The 24,649-nt window shown below is 43.0% G+C and carries 27 protein-coding genes and 1 riboswitch; of the genes, 13 read left to right on the top strand and 14 right to left on the bottom strand.

All coding sequences use genetic code 11. The annotated features are described in order from the left end of the window. Window positions 1-304 precede the first annotated feature (304 nt). The 3 genes from hmpA (at window position 305) to DYI25_RS12895 (ending at window position 3,130) form a co-directional block, all read left to right on the top strand. Entirely contained in the window at window positions 305-1,519 is a 1,215-nt protein-coding gene (hmpA, locus tag DYI25_RS12905) for an NO-inducible flavohemoprotein (RefSeq protein WP_213369603.1), read from the top strand. Between the two features lie 153 nt (window positions 1,520-1,672). Beyond that, the gene (locus DYI25_RS12900; RefSeq protein WP_213369269.1) at window positions 1,673-2,491 is read left to right on the top strand and encodes an alpha/beta fold hydrolase; all 819 of its coding nucleotides are present in this window, start codon (window positions 1,673-1,675) and stop codon (window positions 2,489-2,491) included. A 6-nt stretch (window positions 2,492-2,497) separates the two neighbouring features. Beyond that, complete coding sequence (locus DYI25_RS12895; protein WP_213369267.1) at window positions 2,498-3,130, top strand: CPBP family intramembrane glutamic endopeptidase; 633 nt, start codon at window positions 2,498-2,500, stop codon at window positions 3,128-3,130. A 58-nt stretch (window positions 3,131-3,188) separates the two neighbouring features. Here DYI25_RS12895 and DYI25_RS12890 read toward each other — a convergent pair whose 3' ends face one another. The 4 genes from DYI25_RS12890 to DYI25_RS12875 form a co-directional block, all read right to left on the bottom strand. Then, window positions 3,189-3,344 (bottom strand): DUF1540 domain-containing protein, encoded by a 156-nt coding sequence (locus tag DYI25_RS12890; RefSeq protein WP_213369265.1) that lies wholly within the window; start codon window positions 3,342-3,344, stop codon window positions 3,189-3,191. 87 nt (window positions 3,345-3,431) lie between these two features. Next, window positions 3,432-4,481, bottom strand: a complete 1,050-nt coding sequence (locus tag DYI25_RS12885; protein WP_213369263.1) for a cytochrome d ubiquinol oxidase subunit II — start codon at window positions 4,479-4,481, stop codon at window positions 3,432-3,434. 14 nt (window positions 4,482-4,495) lie between these two features. Beyond that, window positions 4,496-5,857, bottom strand: coding sequence for a cytochrome ubiquinol oxidase subunit I (locus DYI25_RS12880; protein WP_213369601.1), 1,362 nt, complete (start codon window positions 5,855-5,857; stop codon window positions 4,496-4,498). 120 nt (window positions 5,858-5,977) lie between these two features. Further along, window positions 5,978-6,976 carry a metal ABC transporter solute-binding protein, Zn/Mn family gene (locus DYI25_RS12875; RefSeq protein ID WP_213369261.1) on the bottom strand — a complete coding sequence of 333 codons (999 nt, stop codon included), beginning with the start codon at window positions 6,974-6,976 and terminating at the stop codon, window positions 5,978-5,980. 223 nt (window positions 6,977-7,199) lie between these two features. On the opposite strand from DYI25_RS12875, the gene DYI25_RS12870 reads away from it, so the two are divergent. Then, entirely contained in the window at window positions 7,200-7,763 is a 564-nt protein-coding gene (locus DYI25_RS12870) for a beta-class carbonic anhydrase (protein WP_213369259.1), read from the top strand. Between the two features lie 2 nt (window positions 7,764-7,765). Here DYI25_RS12870 and yidD read toward each other — a convergent pair whose 3' ends face one another. Next, entirely contained in the window at window positions 7,766-8,020 is a 255-nt protein-coding gene (yidD, locus tag DYI25_RS12865; protein ID WP_102263964.1) for a membrane protein insertion efficiency factor YidD, read from the bottom strand. A 50-nt stretch (window positions 8,021-8,070) separates the two neighbouring features. Further along, window positions 8,071-8,223 (bottom strand): YtzI protein, encoded by a 153-nt coding sequence (gene ytzI, locus DYI25_RS12860; RefSeq protein WP_102263963.1) that lies wholly within the window; start codon window positions 8,221-8,223, stop codon window positions 8,071-8,073. Between the two features lie 134 nt (window positions 8,224-8,357). Here ytzI and DYI25_RS12855 point away from each other — a divergent pair, with 134 nt between their 5' ends. Continuing rightward, window positions 8,358-8,798, top strand: coding sequence for a Dps family protein (locus tag DYI25_RS12855; RefSeq protein WP_213369599.1), 441 nt, complete (start codon window positions 8,358-8,360; stop codon window positions 8,796-8,798). Window positions 8,799-8,994: 196 nt separating this feature from the next. On the opposite strand, the gene DYI25_RS12850 is transcribed toward DYI25_RS12855, so the two are convergent. Continuing rightward, complete coding sequence (locus DYI25_RS12850; protein WP_023626881.1) at window positions 8,995-9,252, bottom strand: DUF6154 family protein; 258 nt, start codon at window positions 9,250-9,252, stop codon at window positions 8,995-8,997. 253 nt (window positions 9,253-9,505) lie between these two features. On the opposite strand from DYI25_RS12850, the gene DYI25_RS12845 reads away from it, so the two are divergent. Together DYI25_RS12845 and ytkD are read left to right on the top strand one after the other, a co-directional pair. Beyond that, complete coding sequence (locus tag DYI25_RS12845) at window positions 9,506-9,826, top strand: hydrolase (protein ID WP_213369258.1); 321 nt, start codon at window positions 9,506-9,508, stop codon at window positions 9,824-9,826. A gap of 86 nt (window positions 9,827-9,912) precedes the next feature. Beyond that, entirely contained in the window at window positions 9,913-10,380 is a 468-nt protein-coding gene (gene ytkD, locus DYI25_RS12840) for an RNA deprotection pyrophosphohydrolase (protein WP_213369257.1), read from the top strand. A 296-nt stretch (window positions 10,381-10,676) separates the two neighbouring features. Here the strand turns inward: ytkD and DYI25_RS12835 are convergent, their stop codons facing one another. The 3 genes from DYI25_RS12835 to DYI25_RS12825 are packed head-to-tail and all read right to left on the bottom strand — an operon-like array spanning window position 10,677 to window position 13,254. Beyond that, on the bottom strand, window positions 10,677-11,483 hold the full coding sequence (locus DYI25_RS12835; protein WP_213369256.1) for an ABC transporter permease: 807 nt from the start codon (window positions 11,481-11,483) through the stop codon (window positions 10,677-10,679). Further along, window positions 11,464-12,240, bottom strand: a complete 777-nt coding sequence (locus DYI25_RS12830; protein ID WP_213369255.1) for an ABC transporter ATP-binding protein — start codon at window positions 12,238-12,240, stop codon at window positions 11,464-11,466. Before DYI25_RS12830 ends, DYI25_RS12835 begins: the two co-directional genes overlap by 20 nt. An 18-nt stretch (window positions 12,241-12,258) precedes the next feature. After that, entirely contained in the window at window positions 12,259-13,254 is a 996-nt protein-coding gene (locus DYI25_RS12825; protein ID WP_213369593.1) for an ABC transporter substrate-binding protein, read from the bottom strand. 119 nt (window positions 13,255-13,373) lie between these two features. On the opposite strand from DYI25_RS12825, the gene DYI25_RS12820 reads away from it, so the two are divergent. From DYI25_RS12820 to DYI25_RS12810, 3 genes are all read left to right on the top strand, one after another. Then, a complete protein-coding gene (locus tag DYI25_RS12820; RefSeq protein WP_249745312.1) occupies window positions 13,374-14,162 on the top strand; it encodes an alpha/beta hydrolase family protein in 789 nt (262 codons plus the stop codon). Window positions 14,163-14,207: 45 nt separating this feature from the next. Continuing rightward, window positions 14,208-14,450 (top strand): DUF2584 domain-containing protein, encoded by a 243-nt coding sequence (locus tag DYI25_RS12815; protein WP_213369254.1) that lies wholly within the window; start codon window positions 14,208-14,210, stop codon window positions 14,448-14,450. A 152-nt stretch (window positions 14,451-14,602) separates the two neighbouring features. Beyond that, the gene (locus DYI25_RS12810) at window positions 14,603-15,607 is read left to right on the top strand and encodes a DUF3231 family protein (protein ID WP_213369251.1); all 1,005 of its coding nucleotides are present in this window, start codon (window positions 14,603-14,605) and stop codon (window positions 15,605-15,607) included. Window positions 15,608-16,023: 416 nt separating this feature from the next. On the opposite strand, the gene pckA is transcribed toward DYI25_RS12810, so the two are convergent. Then, window positions 16,024-17,613 carry a phosphoenolpyruvate carboxykinase (ATP) gene (pckA, locus tag DYI25_RS12805; protein ID WP_213369249.1) on the bottom strand — a complete coding sequence of 530 codons (1,590 nt, stop codon included), beginning with the start codon at window positions 17,611-17,613 and terminating at the stop codon, window positions 16,024-16,026. 475 nt (window positions 17,614-18,088) lie between these two features. Further along, a riboswitch (SAM riboswitch) is annotated at window positions 18,089-18,229 on the top strand. Window positions 18,230-18,514: 285 nt separating this feature from the next. Here pckA and metK point away from each other — a divergent pair. Together metK and asnB are read left to right on the top strand one after the other, a co-directional pair. Then, entirely contained in the window at window positions 18,515-19,717 is a 1,203-nt protein-coding gene (gene metK / locus DYI25_RS12800) for a methionine adenosyltransferase (protein ID WP_213369247.1), read from the top strand. 252 nt (window positions 19,718-19,969) lie between these two features. Next, the gene (gene asnB / locus DYI25_RS12795; protein ID WP_213369246.1) at window positions 19,970-21,865 is read left to right on the top strand and encodes an asparagine synthase (glutamine-hydrolyzing); all 1,896 of its coding nucleotides are present in this window, start codon (window positions 19,970-19,972) and stop codon (window positions 21,863-21,865) included. 2 nt (window positions 21,866-21,867) lie between these two features. On the opposite strand, the gene DYI25_RS12790 is transcribed toward asnB, so the two are convergent. From DYI25_RS12790 to DYI25_RS12780, 3 genes are all read right to left on the bottom strand, one after another. Next, the gene (locus DYI25_RS12790; protein WP_213369590.1) at window positions 21,868-22,740 is read right to left on the bottom strand and encodes a C39 family peptidase; all 873 of its coding nucleotides are present in this window, start codon (window positions 22,738-22,740) and stop codon (window positions 21,868-21,870) included. A gap of 96 nt (window positions 22,741-22,836) precedes the next feature. After that, entirely contained in the window at window positions 22,837-23,358 is a 522-nt protein-coding gene (locus DYI25_RS12785; protein WP_213369244.1) for a gamma carbonic anhydrase family protein, read from the bottom strand. 122 nt (window positions 23,359-23,480) lie between these two features. Beyond that, window positions 23,481-23,666: a hypothetical protein gene (locus DYI25_RS12780; protein WP_213369243.1), complete on the bottom strand. Its 186-nt coding sequence runs from the start codon at window positions 23,664-23,666 to the stop codon at window positions 23,481-23,483. 171 nt (window positions 23,667-23,837) lie between these two features. On the opposite strand from DYI25_RS12780, the gene DYI25_RS12775 reads away from it, so the two are divergent. Then, the gene (locus DYI25_RS12775) at window positions 23,838-24,641 is read left to right on the top strand and encodes an alpha/beta hydrolase (protein ID WP_213369242.1); all 804 of its coding nucleotides are present in this window, start codon (window positions 23,838-23,840) and stop codon (window positions 24,639-24,641) included. The last annotated feature ends 8 nt before the right edge of the window (window positions 24,642-24,649 follow it).

Below are 24,649 nucleotides of genomic sequence, written 5' to 3'. Positions count from 1 at the left end.
ACTGGAAAAAATCAGCGATAATTTCCAGTTCGCTATAAAAACGAGATTTTCGCTATAAAAAATTCTGGCAACCCTTTTTGCAAAGGTTTTGATCGATAAATACTATCGAGTTTCAAAGATAGAGGAATTTTTGCATGGAAATCAAATAAAATTGGTGCAAATTCAAGTTAAAAATCTAGTTGAAAAGAACTATTTTAAGATAGTGTGATTTGAATCACTTAGTCTGCCGGAACAATTTATTATAATCACTATGGGAATGAGGTAAACGCCTCAACGAGTAAATAGACATAGGGGAGTGCATATGATGCTAAATCAAAAAACAATTGAAATCATCAAATCCACAGTGCCGGTTCTAGAAGTTCACGGTGAACAAATCACGACAGTATTCTATAAGACTATGTTTGAAAATCATCCAGAGCTTTTGAATATTTTTAACCATGCGAACCAGAAGCAGGGTCGACAGCAAAGAGCGTTGGCTGGAACAGTCTATGCAGCTGCCAAATATATCGACAATCTCGAAGCAATTTTACCGGTTGTTAATCAGATTGCCCACAAGCACCGCAGCCTTGGCATCCAGCCTGAACATTATCCGATTGTCGGCAAGCACTTGCTGATCGCAATTAAAGAAGTACTTGGCGATGCGGCTACAGACGAAATCATCAATGCATGGGCAGATGCATACGGAGTGATTGCGGACGCCTTCATTTCGGTTGAAGCGGACATGTATGATGCAGCAGCAAACCAAAAAGGCGGCTGGGATGGCTTCCGTCCATTCATTGTTGCGAATAAAGTCGAGGAAAGTGAAGTCATCACTTCGTTTTACCTGAAGTCAGTAGATGGAAATGAAATCGCTACTTTCAAACCAGGACAATACATCAGCGTCAAGCTTGAAATCGAAGGAGAAGATTTTACTCATATCCGCCAGTACAGCTTGTCTGACGCACCAGGAAAGGACTACTACCGCATCAGCATTAAGAAGGAAGCTGGCATGGAAACTCCTGATGGAAAGGTATCCAACTACCTGCACAGCAGTGTTGAAGAAGGGGAAGTTCTCAGTATCAGCGCGCCTGCAGGCGATTTCTTCCTTGATACAGAAAAAGAAACACCTGTTGTATTGATTAGCGGCGGTGTCGGTCTGACTCCGATGGTCAGTATGCTTAACACAGTGGCAGACCTGCAGCCGGAGAAAGAAGTTACCTTCATCCATGCAGCCCAAAACGGCAAAGTCCATGCACTTAAAGATGAAGTCGCAGCCACAGCTGCAAAAGCAAAAGTGAATTCAGTGGTATTCTACGATCAGCCAACTGAAGAAGACCGCCAGAACAACAGCTTTGATGTTGAGGGCTACGTAACAAAAGAATGGCTAAAAGAAAAGGTAAACCTTGAACAATCAGACTTCTATTTCTGTGGCCCAGTACCATTCATGAAAGCAATCAACGCAGCATTAAAAGACCTTGGCGTCACAGAAGACAGAATTCACTTCGAATTCTTCGGACCAATGGCAAGCCTAGAGGTATAATAATCGCTTAGCTCCCTTCTTAATGGAGGGAGTTTTTTACATGAAAAAGCCGTTTGACGGGAAGGTCCTCAATCATAAATTACAATAAAATTCCGCTCTGTTTTTGCTTGTCATTGATTCGGGTAAATACAGCATAAAAGGGTGAAGCTTTTTATGCCATATGCCAAAATCGATGACTCACTCTCACTTTACTATCATATAAAAGGTAACGGACTACCTGTTGTTTTTATTCATCCTTTTGTAATGGGACACAATGTTTTTATGCATCAGGAGGCGCTTGCTGAACGATACACGACAATCTTTTATGACTTAGCCGGACATGGATGGAGCTCGAAAGGAAACCAGCCTGTAAGTATCGAGGGACTTGCAGCCGATTTGAAGAGGCTGCTTGATGAACTAGGTATTGAAAAAGTGGTGCTCTGTGGTTATTCCTATGGCGGGTTGGTTGCCCAGGAATTTGCACTGAAGTATCCTGAACGGTCAGAAGCGTTGATTTTGTCTGGTGGTTTTTCAAAAATTGATACCCTTATCCCAAAATTTATTATTAAGTTAGTGATGCTAATGGTCAAATTCGGTCAAGTGTCTCTTGCTGCAAAATGGCAGGCAAAGTTTCATAAATGTGGTCCAGAAGATGAAAGAAAGATATATGAATATGCCAGAAGGTCTGATGCCCGGCGGTGCTATGAGTATTGCAAAGCAGGCCTCAACTATGATTCCAGCAACCAGCTTAATAAGCTGGATATGCCTATCCTGCTTGTATACGGTTCGCTTGAAAAACCGATGCATCATTACCGAATTCCTTTTCAAAAAAAAGCTCCCAATATGCAAGTGGTGTATATAAAAAATGGCACGCATCAGCTGCCGCCCAGGTCTTATCATGAATTCAATAAGATTGTCGATCGCTTTTTACAGAAGCTCAATGAAAGATTCAAACTAGAAAGTAACAAGAAGAAGGAAGCAGGATTGGGGTAGGCGGATATGAAGAAATTCTTCCTGTTAGTTGGACCAACGCTCATGATTTTCATCGGGATTCAAGTGCTTGAGAGCGTAATCGCTACGTTTTTGCTATTCTATAGCTGGCTTTTGGCTGTGCCATTGCTTGGTCGTGGATTTCCACAGGAAAGGTTTAAAGTGACAAGCAAGGCTGTTATTTTGGGTTTCGGAAGCGGGCTGCTCTTTTTCCTATTCATTTTTGGAGGATTAAAGTGGCTGCATATTTATCTTTTGGATATCGATCAGCTGCGGGTTTTGCTTTGGGAGTGGGGATTTTCTGCTCGTGGTGAGATTTGGCTCGTGTTGATCCTGCTGGTGGCTAATCCAATTTTTGAAGAAGTCTATTGGAGAGGGTATATCAATGAAAAGCTGAGGAAGGACGGTACAGCGAGGTATAGCCTTTTGATGACTGCTGCATTCTATACGCTATACCATCTAGTTTCGGTGATTCCTATTTTTGAGGGTATATATGGGATGTTTGCAGCTGTGCCAGTTTTTATTGCGGGCATGTTTTGGGGCTATATCAGAGAAAAAACTGGTGCTATCACAGCAGCAATAATCGGACATGTATTGAGCGACATGGGAATCATTTTTGTTTATTGGTTTATCGTCAGGTGAAAATGTGCTGAGTATAATAATGCGAAAACAAGACCGGGGCTAACCCGGTCTTATCCAATTAACTCATTGCTTCGAACGTCTTGCAGTCTGTTTCCTTTTGGGTGTCAGCGGTTTCGCCTGAATGACTTACTACATAGATTTTTTCAGCACTGCACAAGTTGCCTTGCTTCCAATAATGACAGTTGTTTACTTCGCACAATACATCTTTTGCCATTGCTGTACCACTCCTTTTTTGATTGATACATCTTTAGCATGCTACGGGAATCGAGAAGTAATTCGAGCAAAAATTAGGCAACACGGTTCATGTTTGTTCTTTCGCTTTTTTTTGCCGTAAATATCGTTTATCCTGCATGAACAAGCTCCAAAAATAGATGAAGCCCGGAAAAAGGATCAAAAATCCGACTATGTATGTCGTGAATACAGCCCTGAATGAATTAGGGTCAGTGAAAGCGGACTGGATTGTGACTTCTGGATAGACAATGTAAGGCAGATGTGCCTTCCCGTAAACATAGCTTGCTGCAAGATATTGCAGTGTAATCATAATGACTGCGAGCCGAGGAATACCTCTGATCGGTTTATTACCTATGGACGGAAGGATAAGCGCCAGTCCGCCAATCAGGAAAAAAATCACTGATATAATCAGAATATAGAGATCATCCATCATGTTATTGTAAATCCAGGTAGCCTCATCTCTTAAGGTCAGCATAACGGCAAAAGCCATGACAAGTGAAATAGGCCCCATAATTAATGCATCGCGTCTATATACATTGTAAGCGTGAAGTTCATCGGAGGCTTTTGAGTAATCGGCAAGCAGCAGGGACGACAGAAATAGTGTACTGGCTACAGCAAAACCAATAAAGGCGTATTCATTTGGACTTGTAAACAATTTGCCAAGATTCAGGTTCTGGGACCCTTCAGAAAACTCCACGAAACCCCCATGAGTTATTGGAAGGACGCTGATCAGTAATCCTGGGATGAGAATTCCGCTGATTCCTGATATATAAGTGAGAACCTTCCGATAATCCTCCGCAATATTCGAAAAAACAAGGAAAGCGCTTCGCAATGACAATAGAAGCAAGATCATGCTGCCAGGAATCAGCAATACAGTTCCTAAAGTGTAAGCCGCTTTGGGGAACATGCTATAAACAGCGACGACAAGCGCAACGATAAATGTATTTGTAACCTCCCATGTCGGCGACAGATAGCGGTTGGCGATATTTGTTGCTTTCGTTTTCGTTTTATTGATATACACCATCGACCAGAATCCGGCACCGAAATCCATCGTGGCCATGACGGCATAAATAAAAACAAAGCCCCATAGGACGGTTATGGCAGTAAGTGCATCAGTCACACGGTATCACCCTTTCATGTATTAGAACCAAACAATGGGATCTCCTTTTGCTGTGCTCTGTTTAAATCATCTAATACAGTATTTCTCCGGAAGAAGTAGCGAAGGACGATGATTTCCATAACACCCAGTAAAACGTAAACTCCGGCAAACAGCATAAATAAAATGCCAAGGTTTGTGGCAGTTGTCGCAGCATCCGTGGTGGAAAGGACACGGTAGATCACCCATGGCTGCCTCCCTGTGCAGGCAAAAACCCAGCCGAATTCAATTCCCAGCATTGCAAGCGGGCCAGTAGCTACAAACAGCCACATGAGGAATTTTGGAAACCGGTCTTTTTTTAAGATTTTGTTCCAGACAAATGCGATCATGGAGAGGGTGATCAACAGCATCCCGACACCGACCATTGCATTAAATAATGTATGGATAAACAGTGGAGGCCAATGTTCCTCGGGAAAATCATTCAGTCCTTTTACTTCGGTATCAAAAGAATTGCCCGCTAAAAAACTTAAAGCCCATGGAATTTCAATCCCCCATTTGACCGATTCCGTTTCCCTGTCGGTAAACCCTCCAATCGCCAGTGGTGCATATTCCTGTGTCTCAAAAAGCCCTTCAGCAGCTGCCAGTTTTTCAGGCTGGTATTCATGCAGGTATTGGGCAGCAGCATGGCCATTCACTGCGGTCAGGATGGAGAAAATCCCGCCAATAATCAAACTGGCCATCAGCGCCTTCTGATGGAACTTGTACACCTTTGAACCAAAATCACTTCTCAGCATCTTATAGGCAGCGACAGTGGCGATGATAAACGCGCCAGTCATATAGGCCGTTACCACGACATGTCCCGCTGTTACAGCAAAGCTTGGATTGAAAAAGGCAGCCCAGGGATCAATGTCCACCAGTTCACCGTTTTCAACACGAAAACCTCTTGGTGTACCCTGGAATGCGTGGACATTCGTAATCAGCACAGCTGAGGCAAGAGCGCCGAAAGCCACAAGCGTTAGGCTGGCAATCCTCATCCATGGTGATATCCTGTCTGCTGCATAAACATAGATAGACATGAACAAAGCTTCGATAAAAAAAGCATAAATCTCAATTTGGAATGGGAGAGCCATTACTCTGCCAACGACCTCCATGAATCCTGGCCAGAGGAGGGAGAGCTGAACTCCAGCAATAGTTCCAGTCGGGATGCCGACACCAAGTGTCACCGCAAAAGCTTTTGTCCATCTTTTAGCCATTATGGCGTAATCAAGGTCCTTTGTTTTCTGATAAAGAAGTTCTGCCGCAAGTATCATCAATGGCAGCCCGACCCCAATTGTTGCATTGATAATATGGAAACCCATAGTTGTGCCAAAAAGTGAGCGGGCAATCAATATATCATCCATCATTTAACTTCCTTTCCGTAATATGACTTTCAATAGTGTTTTCATTTTTTTGGATAATATGTGCTGTATTTTACCAGTGGCATAAAAAAAGCCTCCCCATAGGAGGGAGGCAATCTCACATTATTCGTTTAGTGCTTTTTCAAGTGTGGCGATGTTTTTTTCCATTAACGTGAAATATGTTTCGTTATTTTTAATATCTTCATCGGTCAATATGGAAAGATTATGGAGTGTCAGCGATTTTGCTCCGATTTCTTGCTGGACCATTTTTGCCAGCTTGGAATTAAAGTTTTGTTCGTTCAATACATATTTGATCTTTTCATCTTTGGCATGTGAAATCAAATTTTGAAGTTCTTTTTGAGATGGCTCGTTTGTAGTTGATTGGCCAGAAATGCTGATTTGCTGAATTCCGTAACGATCCTCCCAATAACTAAAGGCAGAGTGTGATACAAGGATTTCCTTGCGCTTGGCTGAGCCAATAACCTCAGAAAACTCCTTGTCAAGGTCCTTCAATTGCGCAGTTAGCTCGGTATAATTTTGGTCGAAAGTATCCTTATGCTCAGGCATTTGATCTGCTAATTGTTCTTTGATAGCAAGAGCTAGTTCGTTTGCGTAAATAGGGTCAAGCCAGACGTGAGGGTCGAAATCTCCGTGACCATGCTCATCTGCATGCTCTTCATCATCATGGCCTTCTTCAGCGGTTTCATCTTCGTGGTTTGCTTCTTCTTGATGCTCCCCATTCTCATCGCCTGCCTCATCCAGGTGCAAAGATTCACCAACTGGTACCATTTTTACATCTTCGTTCTTAAGTGTCTTGCTGGCTTTATCAACAAAACCTTCAAGGCCCAGACCGATATAGAAAAATAAGTCTGCGTCTGCCAGTGCCATCATATCTTTTTGGGAGGGCTCGAATGTATGCTCATCTGCTCCCGGTGGATAGATGGTTTCAACGTTTACATATTCACCGCCAATTCGCTGTGCAAAGAACTGTAGTGGATAAACAGTGGTGTAGACTTGCAGCAAATCATCATTCTTCTTTTGATCAGCGCCATCTTGCCCACAGCCGCTTAGAAAAGCAGCAATGACCATAAATAAAGATAAAATAAATGCAGTTTTTTTCATATGTGCCTCCTGTTAGTCAAAGCGGACTCATTACGATTTAGAAAATGAATTTTATTTGTTATTAGTTTTCTAGTCATAAGGAAAAAATATTAATTCGTAATGGTTACGATTTACCTTCTGTATCATACAAAAGGATGACGACAAAATCAAGTAAAACATTTTGGTTCAGATTCAGTTTGAGGTATTCTAGTAGAAAGAAACTGTTTAAAAGGAGAAGGGAAATATGAGGATGCTTGATGAAATTCTTGATTTTAATGAAAAGTTCGTAGCTGAAAAGAAATATGAAGAATTCACCACAACGAAGTTTCCGAATAAAAAGATGGTTATTTTAACCTGCATGGATACAAGGCTTGTTGAACTTTTACCAAGGGCTTTGAATATTCGCAATGGTGATGTGAAAATTGTAAAGAATGCAGGTGCCCTGATCATGCACCCTTTCGGAAGTATCATGAGAAGTCTGCTTGTCGCTGTTTACCAGCTACAGGCAGAGGAAGTGGCGATCATTGGCCATTATGACTGCGGCATGAGCGGGATGAAGCCCGACATCATGATCGAAGGAATGAAAAAGCGCGGTGTTACAGATGATATGCTGGGAACACTGAATTATTCAGGAATAGACGTAGAGGAATGGCTTCACGGTTTCGATAACGTCAAGGACAGCGTTGCTCACAGTGTTGAAATCGTTAAAAACCATCCCTTGATGCCTAAGGATGTTCCGGTCCATGGACTAGTGATCGATCCTTCAACGGGAAGGCTTGATCAAGTGATCGATGGCTACAATAAGTAATGTTAATGGTTATGAGCTTTAGCGTTTTTCTTTGATGGCCACTCTTCCGGTACCGGGTCCATGCCTCCTGGATGGAAGGGCTGGCACTTCAGGATACGTACAATCGTCAGCCATCCTCCTTTGAAGGGACCAAATCTTTTGATCGCTTCAAGCCCGTAATGGGAGCATGTTGGGTAGAAACGGCATGTAGGCGGTTTTAATGGCGAAATGACAATCTGATAAAAGCGTATAATGCCGATGAATGCTTTTTTTAGCATGGTGTTCATCCCTTCTTTAAATCCTAAAAAGGAGCTGGTGGCAGCTCCTTTTATTTGTTTTCATCATTAGAATCTTCGTGGGTGCTATTTTCATCAATCGGGTCGACAGTGTGTTTATACTGATATGCTTTTGAAGTGGTAACTACACTTAATATTAAAACTATGATAACGATAATGACTGAGATAATCAAAACGGTATACATAAAACGGCCTCCTTTGCTTCAAAATTATTTTAGCATGTTCCTTACCTTGGTAGGTAAAAAGTTGCTGGCAGCATGTTTTTTATAAAGCTGGAAGGGGAATATAAACTATGACTAAAAGGGAGGATGAAATAACAATGGCACAAACAGATTTAATTCAAGCAGTTAACAAGCAAGTTGCAAACTGGACGGTACTTTACACAAAGCTTCATAATTATCACTGGTATGTTACAGGACGTCACTTCTTCACGCTGCATACGAAATTTGAAGAGCTTTATAACGAAGCAGCGACAATCATTGATGAATTCGCGGAAAGGATTCTCGCGTTAGACGGAAAGCCAGTGGCAACGCTTAAAGAATATCTGGAATTATCTTCGGTTGAAGAAGCAACTGGTTCAGAAAATGAAGAAGACATGGTCAAACAATTGCATGATGACTTTGCTACAATCGTGGACGAGCTTCAAAATGCTATCGAACTTGCAGAAAAGGCAGAAGATACAGCTACTGCGGATATGATGACAGAAGTAAAAATGAGCCTTCGCAAGCATATGTGGATGTTCAAGGCTTATCTTGGATAAGAAAAGCGAAAGCGCCTTGGTCAGCCCCGACAAGTGCTTTGCTGGACATTTCTTGAAGCGGAAAATATATGCTTATCAAATTCTCTACAAGGAAAACTGGCTGGAAATCGGCCGGTTTTTTTCATTGAAAAAACGAAATAGAGACAAAAAGAAAAACCGGCTTCAGCCGGTTTGTATGTATGGTTATTTATAAGGATTAGTGCACATTACGGGAAGGATATGAATTGACAGAGCGCGCGCCGAAATCATCCTGGGCAAACTTTCCCTTCAAGCTCTCGATCAAGTAAAGCCCCATCAAATCATAAAGCTCCTGCTTATCGAGGTCCTGGATAATTTTCAACAAGTCTTCACGACTCATTTCTTCAAGGAAGGCAAAAGCGAGCATATCGATATCCTCTTCATCACCGGTCAATTTATTGCGGTACAGTTCGTATAGCTCATCAATCAGTTTCATAAAATTTCACCTCTCCTTCTTAAGCGTCCATAAACCTTATACTTATTTAATACCCTCCATCGGAAAAAATATGCCTTGGAATTGAAGTATTTTCCTGTTGGGTTTGCTGATTTTTCTCTATCTATATTTGGTCTAATTTTAACATACACACAACTTGAAGAGTAATTTGGAGGGCAGAAAAAATTATTTATTTTAAAGATATTCAGTATAAACAAATATAGACGCAGGGAACGATATCCATGAGGTGAGGCACATGCCAGAAGGCAAAAAAACATACTACATCAACATTAGTGAGGGCGAGATTTCAAGCGTTTCAACCGCATCTCCATGGAATTTTAAAATTGAGGCAAATGACGAGGAAATCACTGCGTTAAGGGAGATATTTGATCAGAGCTATTCCACAGGCTGGCAGAATTTCATGAGGGCGCACGTTCCATATGTCCAATACCATTATGACCGTGACAATGATGCGCTCGACAGACAGCTGATCCAGACATATGAAATGATTTATAAACTCGGCGATGAAGAAGCCAGAAACCATATTGAAAGCATGGGAATCCTTCCTGAAAAATAGAGCAGCCGCAGGCAGATGTCTGCGGTTTATTCATTTTTTGTTTTTCTATATAATTAGGTTATGATCTAGATTCGGGGAGAGTTTACATGGAGAAGTTTAAAGATATGAACGGCGGAGTTGTGATTTTATCCTTTCAGGAAAACGCCTTTGAAAAAAGTGCTCGCCATGTGCTGGTAATTTGTAAATATCTAGGCAAATGGCTTTTGACCAAACATAGAGTCAGAGGTCTTGAGTTTCCAGGCGGCAAAATGGAAAAAGGTGAAACTCTGGAGGGTGCAGCTCGCCGAGAAGTCATGGAAGAGACTGGCGCAGTTTTAAGCAGGCTTGTTAGCATTGGTGAGTATCAGGTTAGTGATAAAGAGGATACATTTGTAAAAAGAATCTATTACGGTGAAGTGGAAAAAATCATGCCACAGGATGATTACATGGAAACAGGCGGCCCAGTACTTGTAAGTGGCGATATTCTCGTGGAAAGAATGAGGGACGAGTACAGTTTTATCATGAAGGACGATGTGATCAAGCATAGCCTTGAATTTTTAAGCAAAAAGCATTAAAGTGGCGGACTTTCATTTGGGTACCGCCGCTTTTTTGACATTTTGCGGAGTTAAAAGTAGTAACTGTTAACCGAAATCCGGTATATTGGCGAAAATCTCATTTTATTGGCGAAGTTCACAATTTTATTGGCGAAAATCTCATTTTATTGGCGAAGTTCACAATTTTATTGGCGAAAATTTCGTTTTATTGGCGGAGTTTACAACTTTATTGGCGAAAATCTATTTTTTTCGACCAAGTTCATTTTTAATTGAATTTTTTGGAACAGAAAAGAAGCCGGAGCATCATCACGGCTTCATTATTGATTGCTTTTGATCAGTTTCTTTTCGAGCAGTTCAACGAGCTGGTACATCACGGTTGCGAACACGGCGATGACGAGCAGCGACAGAAAAACAAGTGTGAAATTGAAAACCTGGAAACCATAGATGATCATATATCCGAGACCCCGGGCAGAAACGAGGAATTCACCGACAATGACTCCTACCCAGGATAGGCCGACATTCACCTTCAAGGTTGAAATGATGGTCGGGAATGACGCCGGCAAAATTGCCTCCCGGAAGCATTGTGTCCTTGTAGCTCCGAATGTCTGCAGCACTTTCAGGTAGTTAGGGTCGACCTCTTTGAAAGCGGTGTAGACAACAATTGTAGTTATGATAACGGAGATGATGGCACCCATCGCAATGATGGAGGTCATATTGGTTCCAAGCGCAACGATCAAAATAGGGCCAAGAGCAACCTTAGGCATGGAATTCAATATTACAAGGTATGGATCCAAAATCCTGGAAAGCAGCGGAGACCACCATAATATTGCTGCGAGTATTGTACCTGCGAGTGTACCGAGGATAAATCCAAGTACGGTTTCAGCCAATGTCACTCCAAGGTTAACTGCTAGCGAACCATCCAATGTCTTCTCAATTAGCATATTCCAGATTTTTGACGGTGAACTGAATAGAAGCGGGTCGATCCATTTTTGCTGGCTTGAGATTTCCCAGATGGCGAAAAAAGCTATGAAAATTAACAATTGATAGATGCGGACGATTTTTCGCTCGCGGCTTAGCTTTTTAAGATACTGCTGATGAAGGAGTTCAGTTTTCTTCTGGTTCAATCGATTCCAACTCCTTCCATATGTTCTGGAACAGTTCGGTGTATAAAGGATGGTTTCTAGCTTCGAAAGGACTTAAGTTTCGTAGCTCCTCTGGTATAGTGAAAGTTCTATGCAAGCGTCCTGGTCTTGGCGAAAACAGGAAGATTCTATCACTCATTGCTATTGCTTCTCCAATATCATGTGTAACGAGAATCGCTGTTTTTCCGAAAGTCTTGAAGGTGTTTGAAACCAGGTTCTCGAGCTTTAATTTCGTTTGATAGTCCAATGCGGAAAAAGGTTCGTCGAGCATGAGCAGCTTAGGCTCTGTTGCCAGTGTCCGAACCAGTGCCACACGCTGTCGCATACCCCCGGACAGCTGTTTGGGATAAAGTTTTTCTACGTTCTCCAAATCCATTTGCCTAAGCAGCGATAAAACCTCATCTTTTTTGGATTCTCCCAAAGTTCCGTTAATCTTCAAGCCGAGAAAAATATTTTCCTCAATTGTTTTCCAAGGAAATAAATAATCCTGCTGCAGCATATATCCTGTTTGGTTTGCAGCATCCTTGACTGATTTCCCTTCCAGCTTTACCTGTCCATCGGTAGGCTCAATCAGCCCTGCGATGATTGAAAGCAGCGTTGTTTTGCCGCAGCCGCTCGGACCCAGGAAGGATACGAACTCCCCTTCCTGGACATCGAGTGAAATATCATTCAGCGCAGTGACAGCAGAAGTTTTTGTGAAATAAGTGTGATGGATTCCTCTTAATGTCAAAAAGTCCATTGGGCTGCTAACCTCCTGTTATTTCATGATTTCTTTTGCCACCTCTGTATTGACTAATGTGTCATGGCTGACTTCTTCAGGAAGTTCACCTGCTTCATCCATAATGTCCTGTAAGTTCTTCCACTCTTCCTCATCCAAAATTGGATCTGTGGCATAGGAACCCTGGCTCTTATAGCGATCAACCACTGTCTCGATGAGCGCTAAATCTGTATCTTTAAAAAATGGCTGGATGACCTCAGCTGTTTCTTTTGCACTGTGTGAGTCCACCCATTGTTGAGCTTTGAAGATGGCACGAGTGAATTTTTCAATTGTTTCCGGGTTTTCCTTCATATAGCTTTGTTTTGACATAAATGTGGTATAAGGTACATGACCGGATTCTGTTCCGAATGAAGCGACGATATGGCCTTTGCCTTCTTTTTCAAACAAGCTAGCTTGCGGTTCGAATAGCTGGACAAAATCTCCGGTACCGGAAGCGAAGGCGTTGGGAATATTCGCGTAATCAATATTTTGGATCATATTCAAATCTGACTTTGGATCGATGCCGTGCTTCTTAAGTACAAATTCACCGACCATTTGCGGCATCCCGCCTGTTCGCTGACCGAGATAGGTGGCTCCTTTTATTTGATCCCATGAAAAATCATCGATTTTTTCTCTGGAAACAAGGAAGGTGCCATCGGTTTGCGTCAGCTGGGCAAAGTTAATGACTGGGTCATTTGATCCCTGGGCATAGACGTAGATTGACGTCTCAGAACCAACGAGTCCAATATCAGCTGCGTTCGAGAGCACGGCTGTCATGGTCTTGTCGCCGCCCCAAGTAGTTGTTAATTCAACTTCCAATCCTTCATCCTCAAAAAATCCCTTTTCAAGGGCAACATATTGAGGAGCATAGAAGATCGAACGCGTTACCTCGGCCACTTTGACAGTCTGTACCTTGTCTTGACTGCAAGCAGCAAGAGGTATAATAAGTACAGTAATCAAAAATAAAGCAAAACCGGCTTTGAACCATTTTTTCATCATGATGCCTCCTAGAAATCTGTCTTAAATTGGGCTTACAGTATCGTATGAATCACCTAAAAATGTGTGAATGCCCAGTAACCAAATTTAAAGAAATTCATATAAGAGGAGTGATTACTTTGGAAAACGATGGGCAAATAATCTCAGCTTATAAATTTCCTTCCCCCAATCCGTCCGTCGAGCTGCAAATGGTGACCTATTATGCAGGCGGACTTCGTGTAAAAGGACTGCTGGCCAAGCCGGCTGATGGAAGCGGGACAGAAGGATTCCTGTATCTGCGGGGTGGCATCAAAAATGTAGGCAAGGTGCGGCCTGCTCGGATTGCCCAATTTGCGTCTGAAGGCTTCACAGTTTTCGCTCCTTTTTACCGGGGGAACCAGGGAGGGGAAGGAGATGAGGACTTTGGAGGTGATGACCGGGTAGATGCCTTTGCTGGATTCAAGCTGCTGCAAACTTTGCCATGGGTCGATCGGATTCATGTTTTTGGATTTTCACGCGGAGGTTTGATGGCTTTGCTGACTGCCATTGAATTTCCGGAGACGGCGTCGGTTGTTACTTGGGGAGGGGTAACAGATATGTTTTTAACGTATGTAGAAAGAAAGGATCTGCGCAGGATGATGAAAAGGGTAATCGGAGGATCACCAAAAAAGGTGCCGGACCGGTATAAATTCAGGACGCCATTATACGAAATCGAAAACCTGAAAGCGCCAGTGCTGCTGATCCACGGCCGCAACGACCGCAATGTGTCGGCGGAACACTCATACCGAATCGAGAAACGTCTAAAAGAGATGGACATGCCTGTAGAAAGCTGGTATTTTGATGACTACACACACTACTTTCCGCCAGTAATGAATCGGAAAGTTGTCGCCGATTTAACGAATTGGATGAAATCACCCGAACAACAATGATAAAATAAAGTGAAGTTAATGATGAACATTAGAGGAGCGAGTACAATGGGAATGCCATTAGAGTTGAATACAATGATCGTCACAAAGGGCCGGGAAAAGCGGCTCGAAGACAATTACTTCTCTTTGACCAAGGAAGGCTACAGGCTTTATCCAGTTGACATTCCACTAGAAGTCAAAAAGACAATCGAAGGTGACCTTACCGGAACAGGTGTCATCAAAAAAGTAGAATGGACAGAAAACACAACAACACTTACGTATCAATTAATATCCTTGAACTCAACCAACTAAGCAGGGCACTTTATGTGCTCTGTTTTTTTCTTTACAGTCAATTTCTGAATGTTGATCGATTATTTCTTTGACAATAATACTTAGGTTTTATCAACGAATATTATCTCTTTTTTGGCGAAAAATAAGGAAAAAAGAAGGAGTTATGAGTTGAAATGGAACATAACCCTCAATTGACTTCATCAGAAGTAGCCGCAATGTGGGGAGCGTATATGCAAAATTCAATGGCTCACTGCATCGTACAGCATTTTGCAAAGGTAAATGAAGATACCGAAATGACGGATATCATAAATGATGCGTTATCAAATTGCAAATTTGTAGTGGATCAAGTCAAATCCATTTTTGAAAAAGATCATCATGCACTGCCTATCGGGTTTACTCAGGAAGACGTGAATTTAAAAGCAGGCCGGGTGTATTCAGACCTTTTTGCTCTTCGGTATATTAAACACATGGCTTCGGCAGGAACTGTGGCATCAGCAGCATTTCTCGAAGTATTGGCAAGGAACGATGTCAGAGAATTATTTTCGAAGACTTCTAAGATATTTATGAAACTTTATAATGATTCTTGTGATTTACTTTTAAAAAAAGGCACGTTTGTACGTTCGCCAATCATACCTCCAATGGAGAAAGCAGAATATTTACAGGATGAATCCTTTTTATCCAGTTTAATGGGAAGACATCGCCCACTAACCGCTGTAGAACTGGCTCATATATCTAAAAATACAGAGACAAATTCCATTGGCAGGACATTTTTAGCAGGTTTTTCTCAAACAGCCCAATCACCAGAGGTACGGAAATTTATGGAGAGAGGTTCTGAAATAGCCGCTAAGCATGAAACTGTTTTTAGAGAAATATTAATACAGGATGGAGTTCCGCTACCAAGTACCTGGGATTCAGCGATATCTCAATCAATTGTACCGCCTTTTTCAGATAAGCTAATGATGTTTCAAACCAACAGTCTGGATGCGATCAGTGTTGGTGGCTATGGAACTGCAATTGGAGCGAGCCTAAGAAAAGATCTAGGTGGGCATTACACAAGGCTTGTGACTGAAATCCTTCAATATGCAAATGACGGGATTAAAATAATGATTGATAACAGATGGATGGAACAGCCTCCACAAAATGTTGATAGGGAAGCTTTAAGAAACAGAAGTAATTAGTATGAATTGCTATCAACATAAATCACGGCAACAATAGACTGTTGAAAAGAAAATGGCCATCTCCAATTGGAAATGGCCATTATGCGATAAGAAAGGATAGATTTTACTTCGAGAATTGTCCAGCTCCAGCGCCTAGCCCCTCGAGTCGCTTGTCTAGTGTCGCCTCCTAGAAACTCCGAAACTTCAACTCCGCCGGCAGAAGCGAAAAGCGCTTCTGCCGGCGGAGTCTCCAGTTTCTGCGTTTCTGGACAGTCGGCTAAACTTTTCGGTTTCGGTCCGCCCAATGAAGTCAAAGAACGACTTCACCGGTTGGCCCTCCGTGGCACAGGATGTGCTAGACCCGCCAGCCACACGATGTGGCGTTATCGAGCGGGCAGCGCTTGTCGGGGCTGACCAAGGCGCTTGCGCTTTTCTTATTACTTCGCTGTTGGTCCGCCTTTTTCTTCGATCTCTGACGGTACGTTCGAGAACTTCTTGAAATTCTTACGGAACTTCCCAGCAAGCTCGTTGGCTTTTTTAAAGTAAGCGTCTTTGTCGCTCCATGTCTTGACTGGCTGAAGGACATCGTCCGGTACACCTGGTACATGAAGCGGGATGTCAAGGCCGAAGATTTCGTCTTTCACTGTTTCCACATTGTTCAGTTCACCTTCAAGTGCTGCCTGGACCATCGCACGCGTGAAAGCAAGCTTCATGCGGCTTCCAGTACCGTACTCTCCGCCTGTCCATCCTGTGTTGACAAGGAATACTTTAGCGTTGTGCTCATCGATTTTTTCACCAAGCATTTCCGCATATCTTGTTGCTGCAAGCGGAAGGAAAGGTGAGCCGAAGCAAGTCGAGAACGTTGCTTGCGGTGAAGTGATGCCGCGTTCCGTGCCAGCTAGCTTTGATGTATATCCGCTCAAGAAATGGTACATTGCTTGTTCCTTCGTTAGCTTAGCGATTGGAGGCAAGACTCCGAAAGCATCAGCAGTCAGGAATACGATCGCGTTTGGATGTCCGGCAATGCTCGGATCCACGATGTTATCGATTGCCTGGATTGGATAGGCAGCGCGAGTGTTTTCTGTAAGACTGCCATCATCATAATCCGCTACACGCGTTTCTTCATCGATAACGACATTTTCAAGTACAGATCCGAACCGGATTGCATCAAAGATTTGCGGTTCTTTTTCTTTGGATAAGTTGATGCATTTTGCATAGCATCCACCCTCGATGTTAAAGACGCCGTTAGCTGACCAGCCATGCTCGTCATCACCAATCAGGCGGCGATTGTTATCAGCAGACAAAGTTGTCTTTCCTGTTCCGGAAAGGCCGAAGAACAATGCAACATCGCCTTCGCGTCCCACATTTGCAGAGCAGTGCATGGAAAGGATGCCGTTTTCAGGCAGAAGGTAATTCATGACAGAGAAAATCGACTTTTTCATTTCTCCTGCATATTCAGTTCCGCCAATCAGTACAACACGCTGTTCAAAGGAAACGATGATGAATGTCTCGGAATTCGTGCCATCAACCTCTGGGTCAGCTTTGAAATTCGGCGCTGAGATGACCGTGAATCCTGCTTCATGGTCAACAAGCTCTTCCTCACTTGGACGGATGAACAATTGATGTGCAAAAAGGTTGTGCCAAGCGTATTCATTGATGACCTGGATTGGAAGGCGGTATTTTGTGTCAGCACCTGCGAAGCCTTTGAAAACAAAAAATTCCTCTTTTTCTTTTAGGAAATTCAATACCTTATTATATAGCTTTGTGAAAGATTCCTCGGAAATCGGCTGGTTGACAGAGCCCCAGTCAATTTTATCCTTCACGGATTCTTCTTCGACAATGAATTTATCTTTAGGTGAACGGCCAGTATACTTACCAGTTGTTGCTCTTACGGCACCAGTTGAAGTCAGGAGTCCTTCGTTGCGGTTCAGGACTTTTTCAACAAGCTGGGGAACGGATAACTGGACCTGGACATTGCTTCCTTTTAATAAAGCTGAAAGTTCATTTGATATTCCTACAACATTCATCGGAGAATACCTTCCTTTTTTAAAATATTGATAATTTGTAAGTGTTTACATCTCGGTATTAGTATAACACATTTGTTCAATTAATCTATACTAATCAATAGAAAAATTACCTTGTACCTAACTTGCGTTATATAATTCTTTCTTTATATAGTCAAGCGAAAAGGATCCTTTTCGTGACCTTTTTATTTTACAAAAGGCTGTTTTCGTAAAGAGTGTTGTTAAAATCCTAAAGCCGATTTTAACGTAATAGAACGCAATTTTGTAGTTCGGTATTAAGTTTGTATGCTCTTTTCTCATAACATGAGGCTACTTTGAGTAGAAAAATAGTTCATTCACTCCTATTTTGTAGTCAATAGCAACAAAGTTTGAGAAAAGAGCATTACAAAAAAACTTTCAACAACAATCGACAAATTTAATGAGAAAATCATTGACATGCAATTCTAGTTTCGTTATGATTTGGACTTGAACGGATACTCTCTTATCCCGAGCTGGTGGAGGGACAGGCCCAATGAAACCCAGCAACCTGCAAACGAGAAAAAAACAGCTTTTGATTGCTGATCTTTTCCGGGCAAAGGTGCTAACCTGACGCAAGGGAACTGCCCTTGAACGATAAGAGCGAAAGGCGCGGATTTAAGCTTAAACCTTTCCTCGTAATTGGAGAGGTTTTTTATATTGCTTTTTTCTGTCCGATGCATGGAAATGCTGATGGACTGCCTTCTTAGGTGTCATTGCTCCCGTGGGTGAAATTAGGAAAAAAGAAATTCACCATGAATCTTAAACAAATTTTTCTAATAAAAACTCAGCGTTTATTTCATACTACATAGGGAATGAGTACCGTATCAACCCGAGGTCTGTATTGGGACAGCCTCGATCTATTTTTATAAATGAGGGAGGAACTCAGATGTCAAACAAACGCCGTTTGTTCACTTCTGAATCAGTAACAGAAGGCCATCCGGATAAAATTTGCGACCAGATCTCTGACGCGATTTTGGATGCGATCCTTGCTAAGGATGCTAACGCCCGTGTTGCTGCTGAAACATCAGTTACAACAGGCCTTGTACTAGTTGCAGGGGAAATCACTACATCTACATACGTAGATATTCCGAAAATTGTTCGTGAAACAGTTAAGGAAATTGGCTACACTCGCGCTAAGTACGGCTTCGACTCTGAAACTTGCGCAGTTTTGACTTCAATCGACGAGCAGTCTGCTGATATCGCAATGGGTGTTGACCAGGCTCTTGAAGCACGTGAAGGCCAAATGTCAGATGAAGAAATCGAAGCAATCGGAGCTGGAGACCAGGGCTTAATGTTCGGGTTTGCCTGCAACGAAACAAAAGAGCTTATGCCTCTACCGATTTCATTGGCACATAAGATTTCTCGCCGCCTGACTGAAGTACGTAAGGAAGAAATCCTACCTTACCTTCGTCCAGACGGAAAAACTCAGGTAACAGTTGAATACGATGAGAACGACAAGCCTGTCCGCATCGATACAATCGTTATCTCAACTCAGCACCACCCAGAAGTTTCGCTTGAGCAAATCCAGCGCAATCTTAAAGAACATGTCATCAATCCTGTTGTACCATCAGAATTGATTGACGAAAATACAAAATACTTCATCAACCCAACTGGCCGTTTCGTAATCGGCGGACCACAGGGTGATGCTGGTTTGACTGGCCGTAAAATCATCGTTGATACTTACGGCGGATACGCTCGTCACGGCGGCGGCGCTTTCTCTGGTAAGGATCCTACAAAAGTTGACCGTTCAGCTGCATACGCTGCACGTTACGTTGCTAAGAACATCGTAGCTGCTGGTCTTGCTGACAAAGTTGAAGTTCAGCTTGCATACGCAATCGGTGTTGCCCGTCCGGTATCCATCTCAATCGATACATTCGGTACAGGCAAAGTGAGCGAAGACGTATTGATCGACGTTGTTGAAAACAACTTCGACCTTCGCCCGGCTGGTATCATCAACATGCTTGACCTGCGCAAGCCAATCTACAAGCAGACAGCTGCTTATGGACACTTCGGCCGTTCTGACGTTGACCTTCCATGGGAGCGTACAGACAAGGCTGAGGCACTTCGCACTCAAGCTCAAGGAAAATAAAATCAAAGGGGAGTTGCATAGAAATATGTAACTCCCCTTATTATTTGCCGTCTAATCAGGAGAGAGGCAGAAATTCCTCAGGTTTGCGAATGGTCCAAAAGGTGTAAAATAGAGTATTACCTTAAATTTCCCTCAGATTTTACTGCAAAAATTTTGCGATTAATGATAGTATTAGATGGTATGTTTTTAGATAGTAAAATCACTGGAAAATAACAATAAATTTTTTCTGAAATGGAGAAGGTGAAGTACATAATGTGTGGCTTTATCGGTTGTGTACATGAAAATGCACAGGAATTCAGCAGCGATGATAAGCAGCTGTTTAAAAATATGAATGACATCATCACCCATCGTGGACCGGATGATGATGGGTATTTCTATGACGAGCATATCCAGTTCGGCTTCCGCCGTCTGAGCATCATTGACCTTGAGGCTGGCCATCAGCCATTAACCTACGAAAATGAGCGCTACTGGATCATTTTCAATGGGGAAATCTACAATTATCTTGAGCTTCGTGAAGAGTTGATGGAAGAAGGCCTGACCTTTGAGACTCACTCTGACACCGAAGTAATCATTGCTCTTTACAGCCACCTGAAAGAACAGGCTGTCGACAAGCTGCGCGGAATGTTCGCGTTTGTCATTTGGGATAAACAGGAGCAGGTTCTTTATGGTGCGCGTGACCATTTCGGCATCAAGCCTTTCTTCTACTTTGAAGATGGCGACCGCACGTTCTTCGGTTCTGAGAAAAAGAGCATCCTGCTAGCACTTGAGAATGACGTTCTTGATTACAAGGCACTTCAGCACTATTTAACGTATCAGTTCGTTCCAGAACCTAATACAATGTCTGAAGGCATCTACAAGCTTGAGCCAGGGCATTATTTTACAAAGAGAATCGGTTCGCCGATGGAAATCAAGCGTTACTGGAAAGCCAGCTTCTCGCCAATCCATAAGACCGAGGATGAATTCACGAAGGAGATCAGGGATGTCCTGTTTGAATCGGTGAAAATCCACATGCGCAGTGATGTGCCAGTTGGCTCTTTCCTTTCTGGAGGAATTGATTCCTCGATCATTGCGTCGATTGCGAAGCAGTATCATCCTTCAATCAAGACATTCTCTGTTGGGTTTGAACAGAATGGCTTCAGCGAGATTGACGTCGCTAAGGAAACGGCTGATAAACTCGGTGTTGAAAACATCAGCTATGTGATCAGTCCGCAGGAATACATGGATGAACTTCCGAAGATTATGTGGCATATGGATGACCCGCTTGCTGACCCGGCCGCTATACCTTTGTACTTCGTTGCCCGTGAAGCAAGGAAGCATGTAACGGTTGTCCTTTCCGGAGAAGGTGCGGATGAACTGTTCGGCGGTTATAACATTTACCGTGAACCGCAGGACCTTGAAATGTTCAACAAGATCCCACAGGTAGGAAAGTCCATGCTAAAGGGCATATCTAAAATGATGCCAGAGGGCATGAAGGGCAAGAGCTTCATCGAACGCGGCGTGACACCAATGGAAGAGCGTTACATTGGAAACGCGAAGATGTTCACTGAAAAAGAGAAGAGCGAGCTGCTCCATGTTTATAATGGACAGTACGATTACAGGGATATCACGAAGCCTCTTTATCGCGAGAGCAGAGGCTACGATCCGGTTGATACAATGCAATATATTGATATACACACTTGGATGCGGGGCGACATTTTATTGAAGGCTGATAAAATGACGATGGCTCATTCTTTGGAGCTTCGCGTACCATTCCTTGATAAGATTGTTTTCGAAACAGCTTCAAAGATTCCTACAAGCTTGAAAACAGCTAACAACACAACCAAGTACATTTTGCGGAAAGCGGCTGAAGGGGTTGTACCTGATCACGTTCTTACACGCAAAAAGCTTGGATTCCCGGTGCCGATTCGCCACTGGCTGAAGGAAGAAATGAATGACTGGGCGAAGAACATCATCAAGGAAAGCAACACAGAGCATCTTATCAATAAGTCGTACTTATTGAAGCTATTGGATGACCACTGCCAGAACAAGGCTGACAACAGCCGTAAAATCTGGACAGTACTGATGTTCATGATGTGGCATGATGTTTATGTCGAAAAAAAATACTCCTTCCAAAAGGAGTATGAGGCTCAGAAAGTTTTACAATCTTAAAATCAGGGAAGGTAGGTAACTGCTTGCCTTCCCATCTGCACCCAGGCTTCCACGAAGTCTTTCATGGGTGCTTTTTTATTTTTCTCACCAGTTAACGGATCGTTGAAGTAGATAAAGCTTTTGTCATAGCCGGTAATCAAAACGGAATGCTCTTTTGTTGTAACTTTGACTTCCCCATTAGGTGTATACCATGTTTGGAAAAAGCTATCGTCCAATCTTTTATATTCCGTATTCGTAATGATCCATACTGGCCGTTGATCAGATAATTGGATTTTAAGTTCCTGGAATTCTGCGCCGGTCAGATCTATTATTTTACCGGGAAGGTACTGTTCGGCCAATTCAGCAATCGGTTTATGGTAGACACCCAGACCTGGTTGAGTGTACGTGTACATATTGCCGACGAAACCTTCATTTGGATCACCAAAATAGATTTTGCCATTATTGAGACGGTATTCAGCTGGGTTTTTCTTTACTTCCCTGGCAAGTGTCAGCTTGTCCACTTTGATATCCTGGTACTGCAGAAGCATGGCCAGGCTCGTGACTTCGCAACCTCTTGGGAGCTCAGGCATCTGCCAGATGATCGGCGCATCCAGAAGTACCTGGTTTTTTATTGGGATGATTTCAGGTTTGTATTCTTCTATTACATCTGGTGCACGTGCCGCCTGGGGCTCAGGCTCATCAAGCCATTCCTTGACCGACTGGACAGCTTTTGCGACATGGGAAGCCTGCATGTTCTCGAGCAGGAAGGCACCTGCCACAGATGAAAAAACAAACATGAACATCAAAATGGATTTGATCATGCTATTTTGTTTTCGGATCAACAGAAAAAACAAGACTAGCAGCGGTACAATTGCCGCAATTGATATATATAACATATCCACATCTATCACCTGGCCCGTCCGCATATTTCAAAAATTTCAGGGTATAATATATAAATTAATATCGGACTGATGTGGAATTTGTTTAACCAATCATTCGTCTTTGTTCTTAAGATTTTTATAGTATTGACCTTTCTCGGCATACTCTCTTGAGATTCGTTCCATGTCACGGATGTCTTCTTCGTTCAGCTCGCGGATGACCTTGGCCGGCCGACCGAATGCAAGCGTGTTCGGAGGGATTATTTTACCTTGAGGGACAAGGCTGCCAGCGCCAATGAAAGCACCTTCGCCGATTTCAGCCTGGTCAAGGATGATCGAGCCCATCCCAATCAATGCTTTTTTTCGGATGATGCAGCTGTGGAGGATGACTTGGTGGCCAACTGTCACTTCATCCTCAAGAACCAAAGGATTATTTGGACTTTGATGGAGGACAGAGTTATCTTGTATATTCACTTTATTTCCAATAATAGTGGGAGCGACGTCACCACGGATGGAGGTGTTGAACCAAACGCTCGATTCTTCTCCGATCTCGACATCCCCGGTAATCGTTACATAATCAGCAATAAATGCTGAATCAGCTATTTTAGGTGTCTTGCCTTTGTAAGGATAAATCATAGAATACACTCCTAAATAAAATAGATTTAAATCAATGCTTTCGTTTTTAATTTAAAATAAGAAGGTATAAAATTAACTTCGAGAATTGTCCAGCTCCAGCGCCTAGCCCTCGAGTCGCTTGTCTAGCTGCGGCTCCTAACTCCTCGAGACGCTTGTCTAGTTTCGCCTCCTAGAAACTCCGAAACTTCAACTCCGCCGGCAGAAGCAAAAAGCGCTTCTTTGTCGGAGTCTCCAGTTTCTATGTTTCTGGACAGTCGGCTAAACTTTTCGGTTTCGGTCCGCCCAATGAAGTCAAAGAACGACTTCACCGGTCGGCCCTCTAAGGCACAGGACGTGCAAACCCGCCAGCCACATGAGGTGGCGTTCTAGGCGGGCAGCGCTTGTCGGGGCTGACCAAGGCGCTTACGCTTTTCTTATTCACTAATTATATATTATAGTTCTTTTAAAGAAAGAAAAAGTATTTGAGTGGGGGAATGGTCATGTGGAAATGGGAAGCTGACGGTGATGCTAAGGCTGTAATCGTTATGATTCATGGTGCCCTTGAGCATCACAGGCGATACGGGTGGCTGATTGAAGCGTGGCGCACATCCGGATTTCATGTCATAATGGGTGATTTGCCTGGACAGGGCATGACAACGAGGGCAAACCGTGGCCATATAGATTCATTTGATGAGTATATTTTGGAAGTGAAAGAGTGGGTAGAGGCAGCTTATGAATTTGACCTGCCGGTATTTTTGCTCGGCCATAGCATGGGGGGACTTGTAGCCATCCGCATGCTGCAGGAGGAACGTGTCGAAATTGCCGGACTTATTCTGTCTTCGCCATGTCTTGGTTTGATCAATTATCCTTCGAAAATGCTGGATATGCTTTCGCACGGCTTGAATGTACTGGTTCCTACCATGCGTATGTCGTCAGGCCTGACGGTTGAAATGGCAACAAGGAATGAGGACGTTAGGGCTGTGGATGCAAATGACGCACTCTATATTACCAAGGTATCCATCCGCTGGTACCGTGAACTTATCTCAGCAATGGAGCAGGCTTTTGAAAACATGGGCAAAGTGCAGGATGTTCCGACGCTCCTATTGCAGGGCGGGGATGATAGGATTGTGGATAAACGTTCTGTCAAGGACTGGTTCAACAATGCTCCGCTGTCGGAAAAAAGATATAAAGAATGGCCGAAGTGCTATCATGAAGTGTTCAACGAGCCTGAACGCGAAGAGATTTTTGACTATGCACATGATTTTGTCATCAGCCAGCTGAAGGCAATTGGATATGTTTATTAGATTTTGTT

Source organism: Mesobacillus boroniphilus, from assembly GCF_018424685.1.
In the GTDB taxonomy this organism is placed as follows: domain Bacteria; phylum Bacillota; class Bacilli; order Bacillales; family Cytobacillaceae; genus Mesobacillus; species Mesobacillus boroniphilus_A.
The sequence above is the reverse complement of the archived record's forward strand: the minus strand, read 5'-3'. Positions and strand labels throughout refer to the sequence as shown.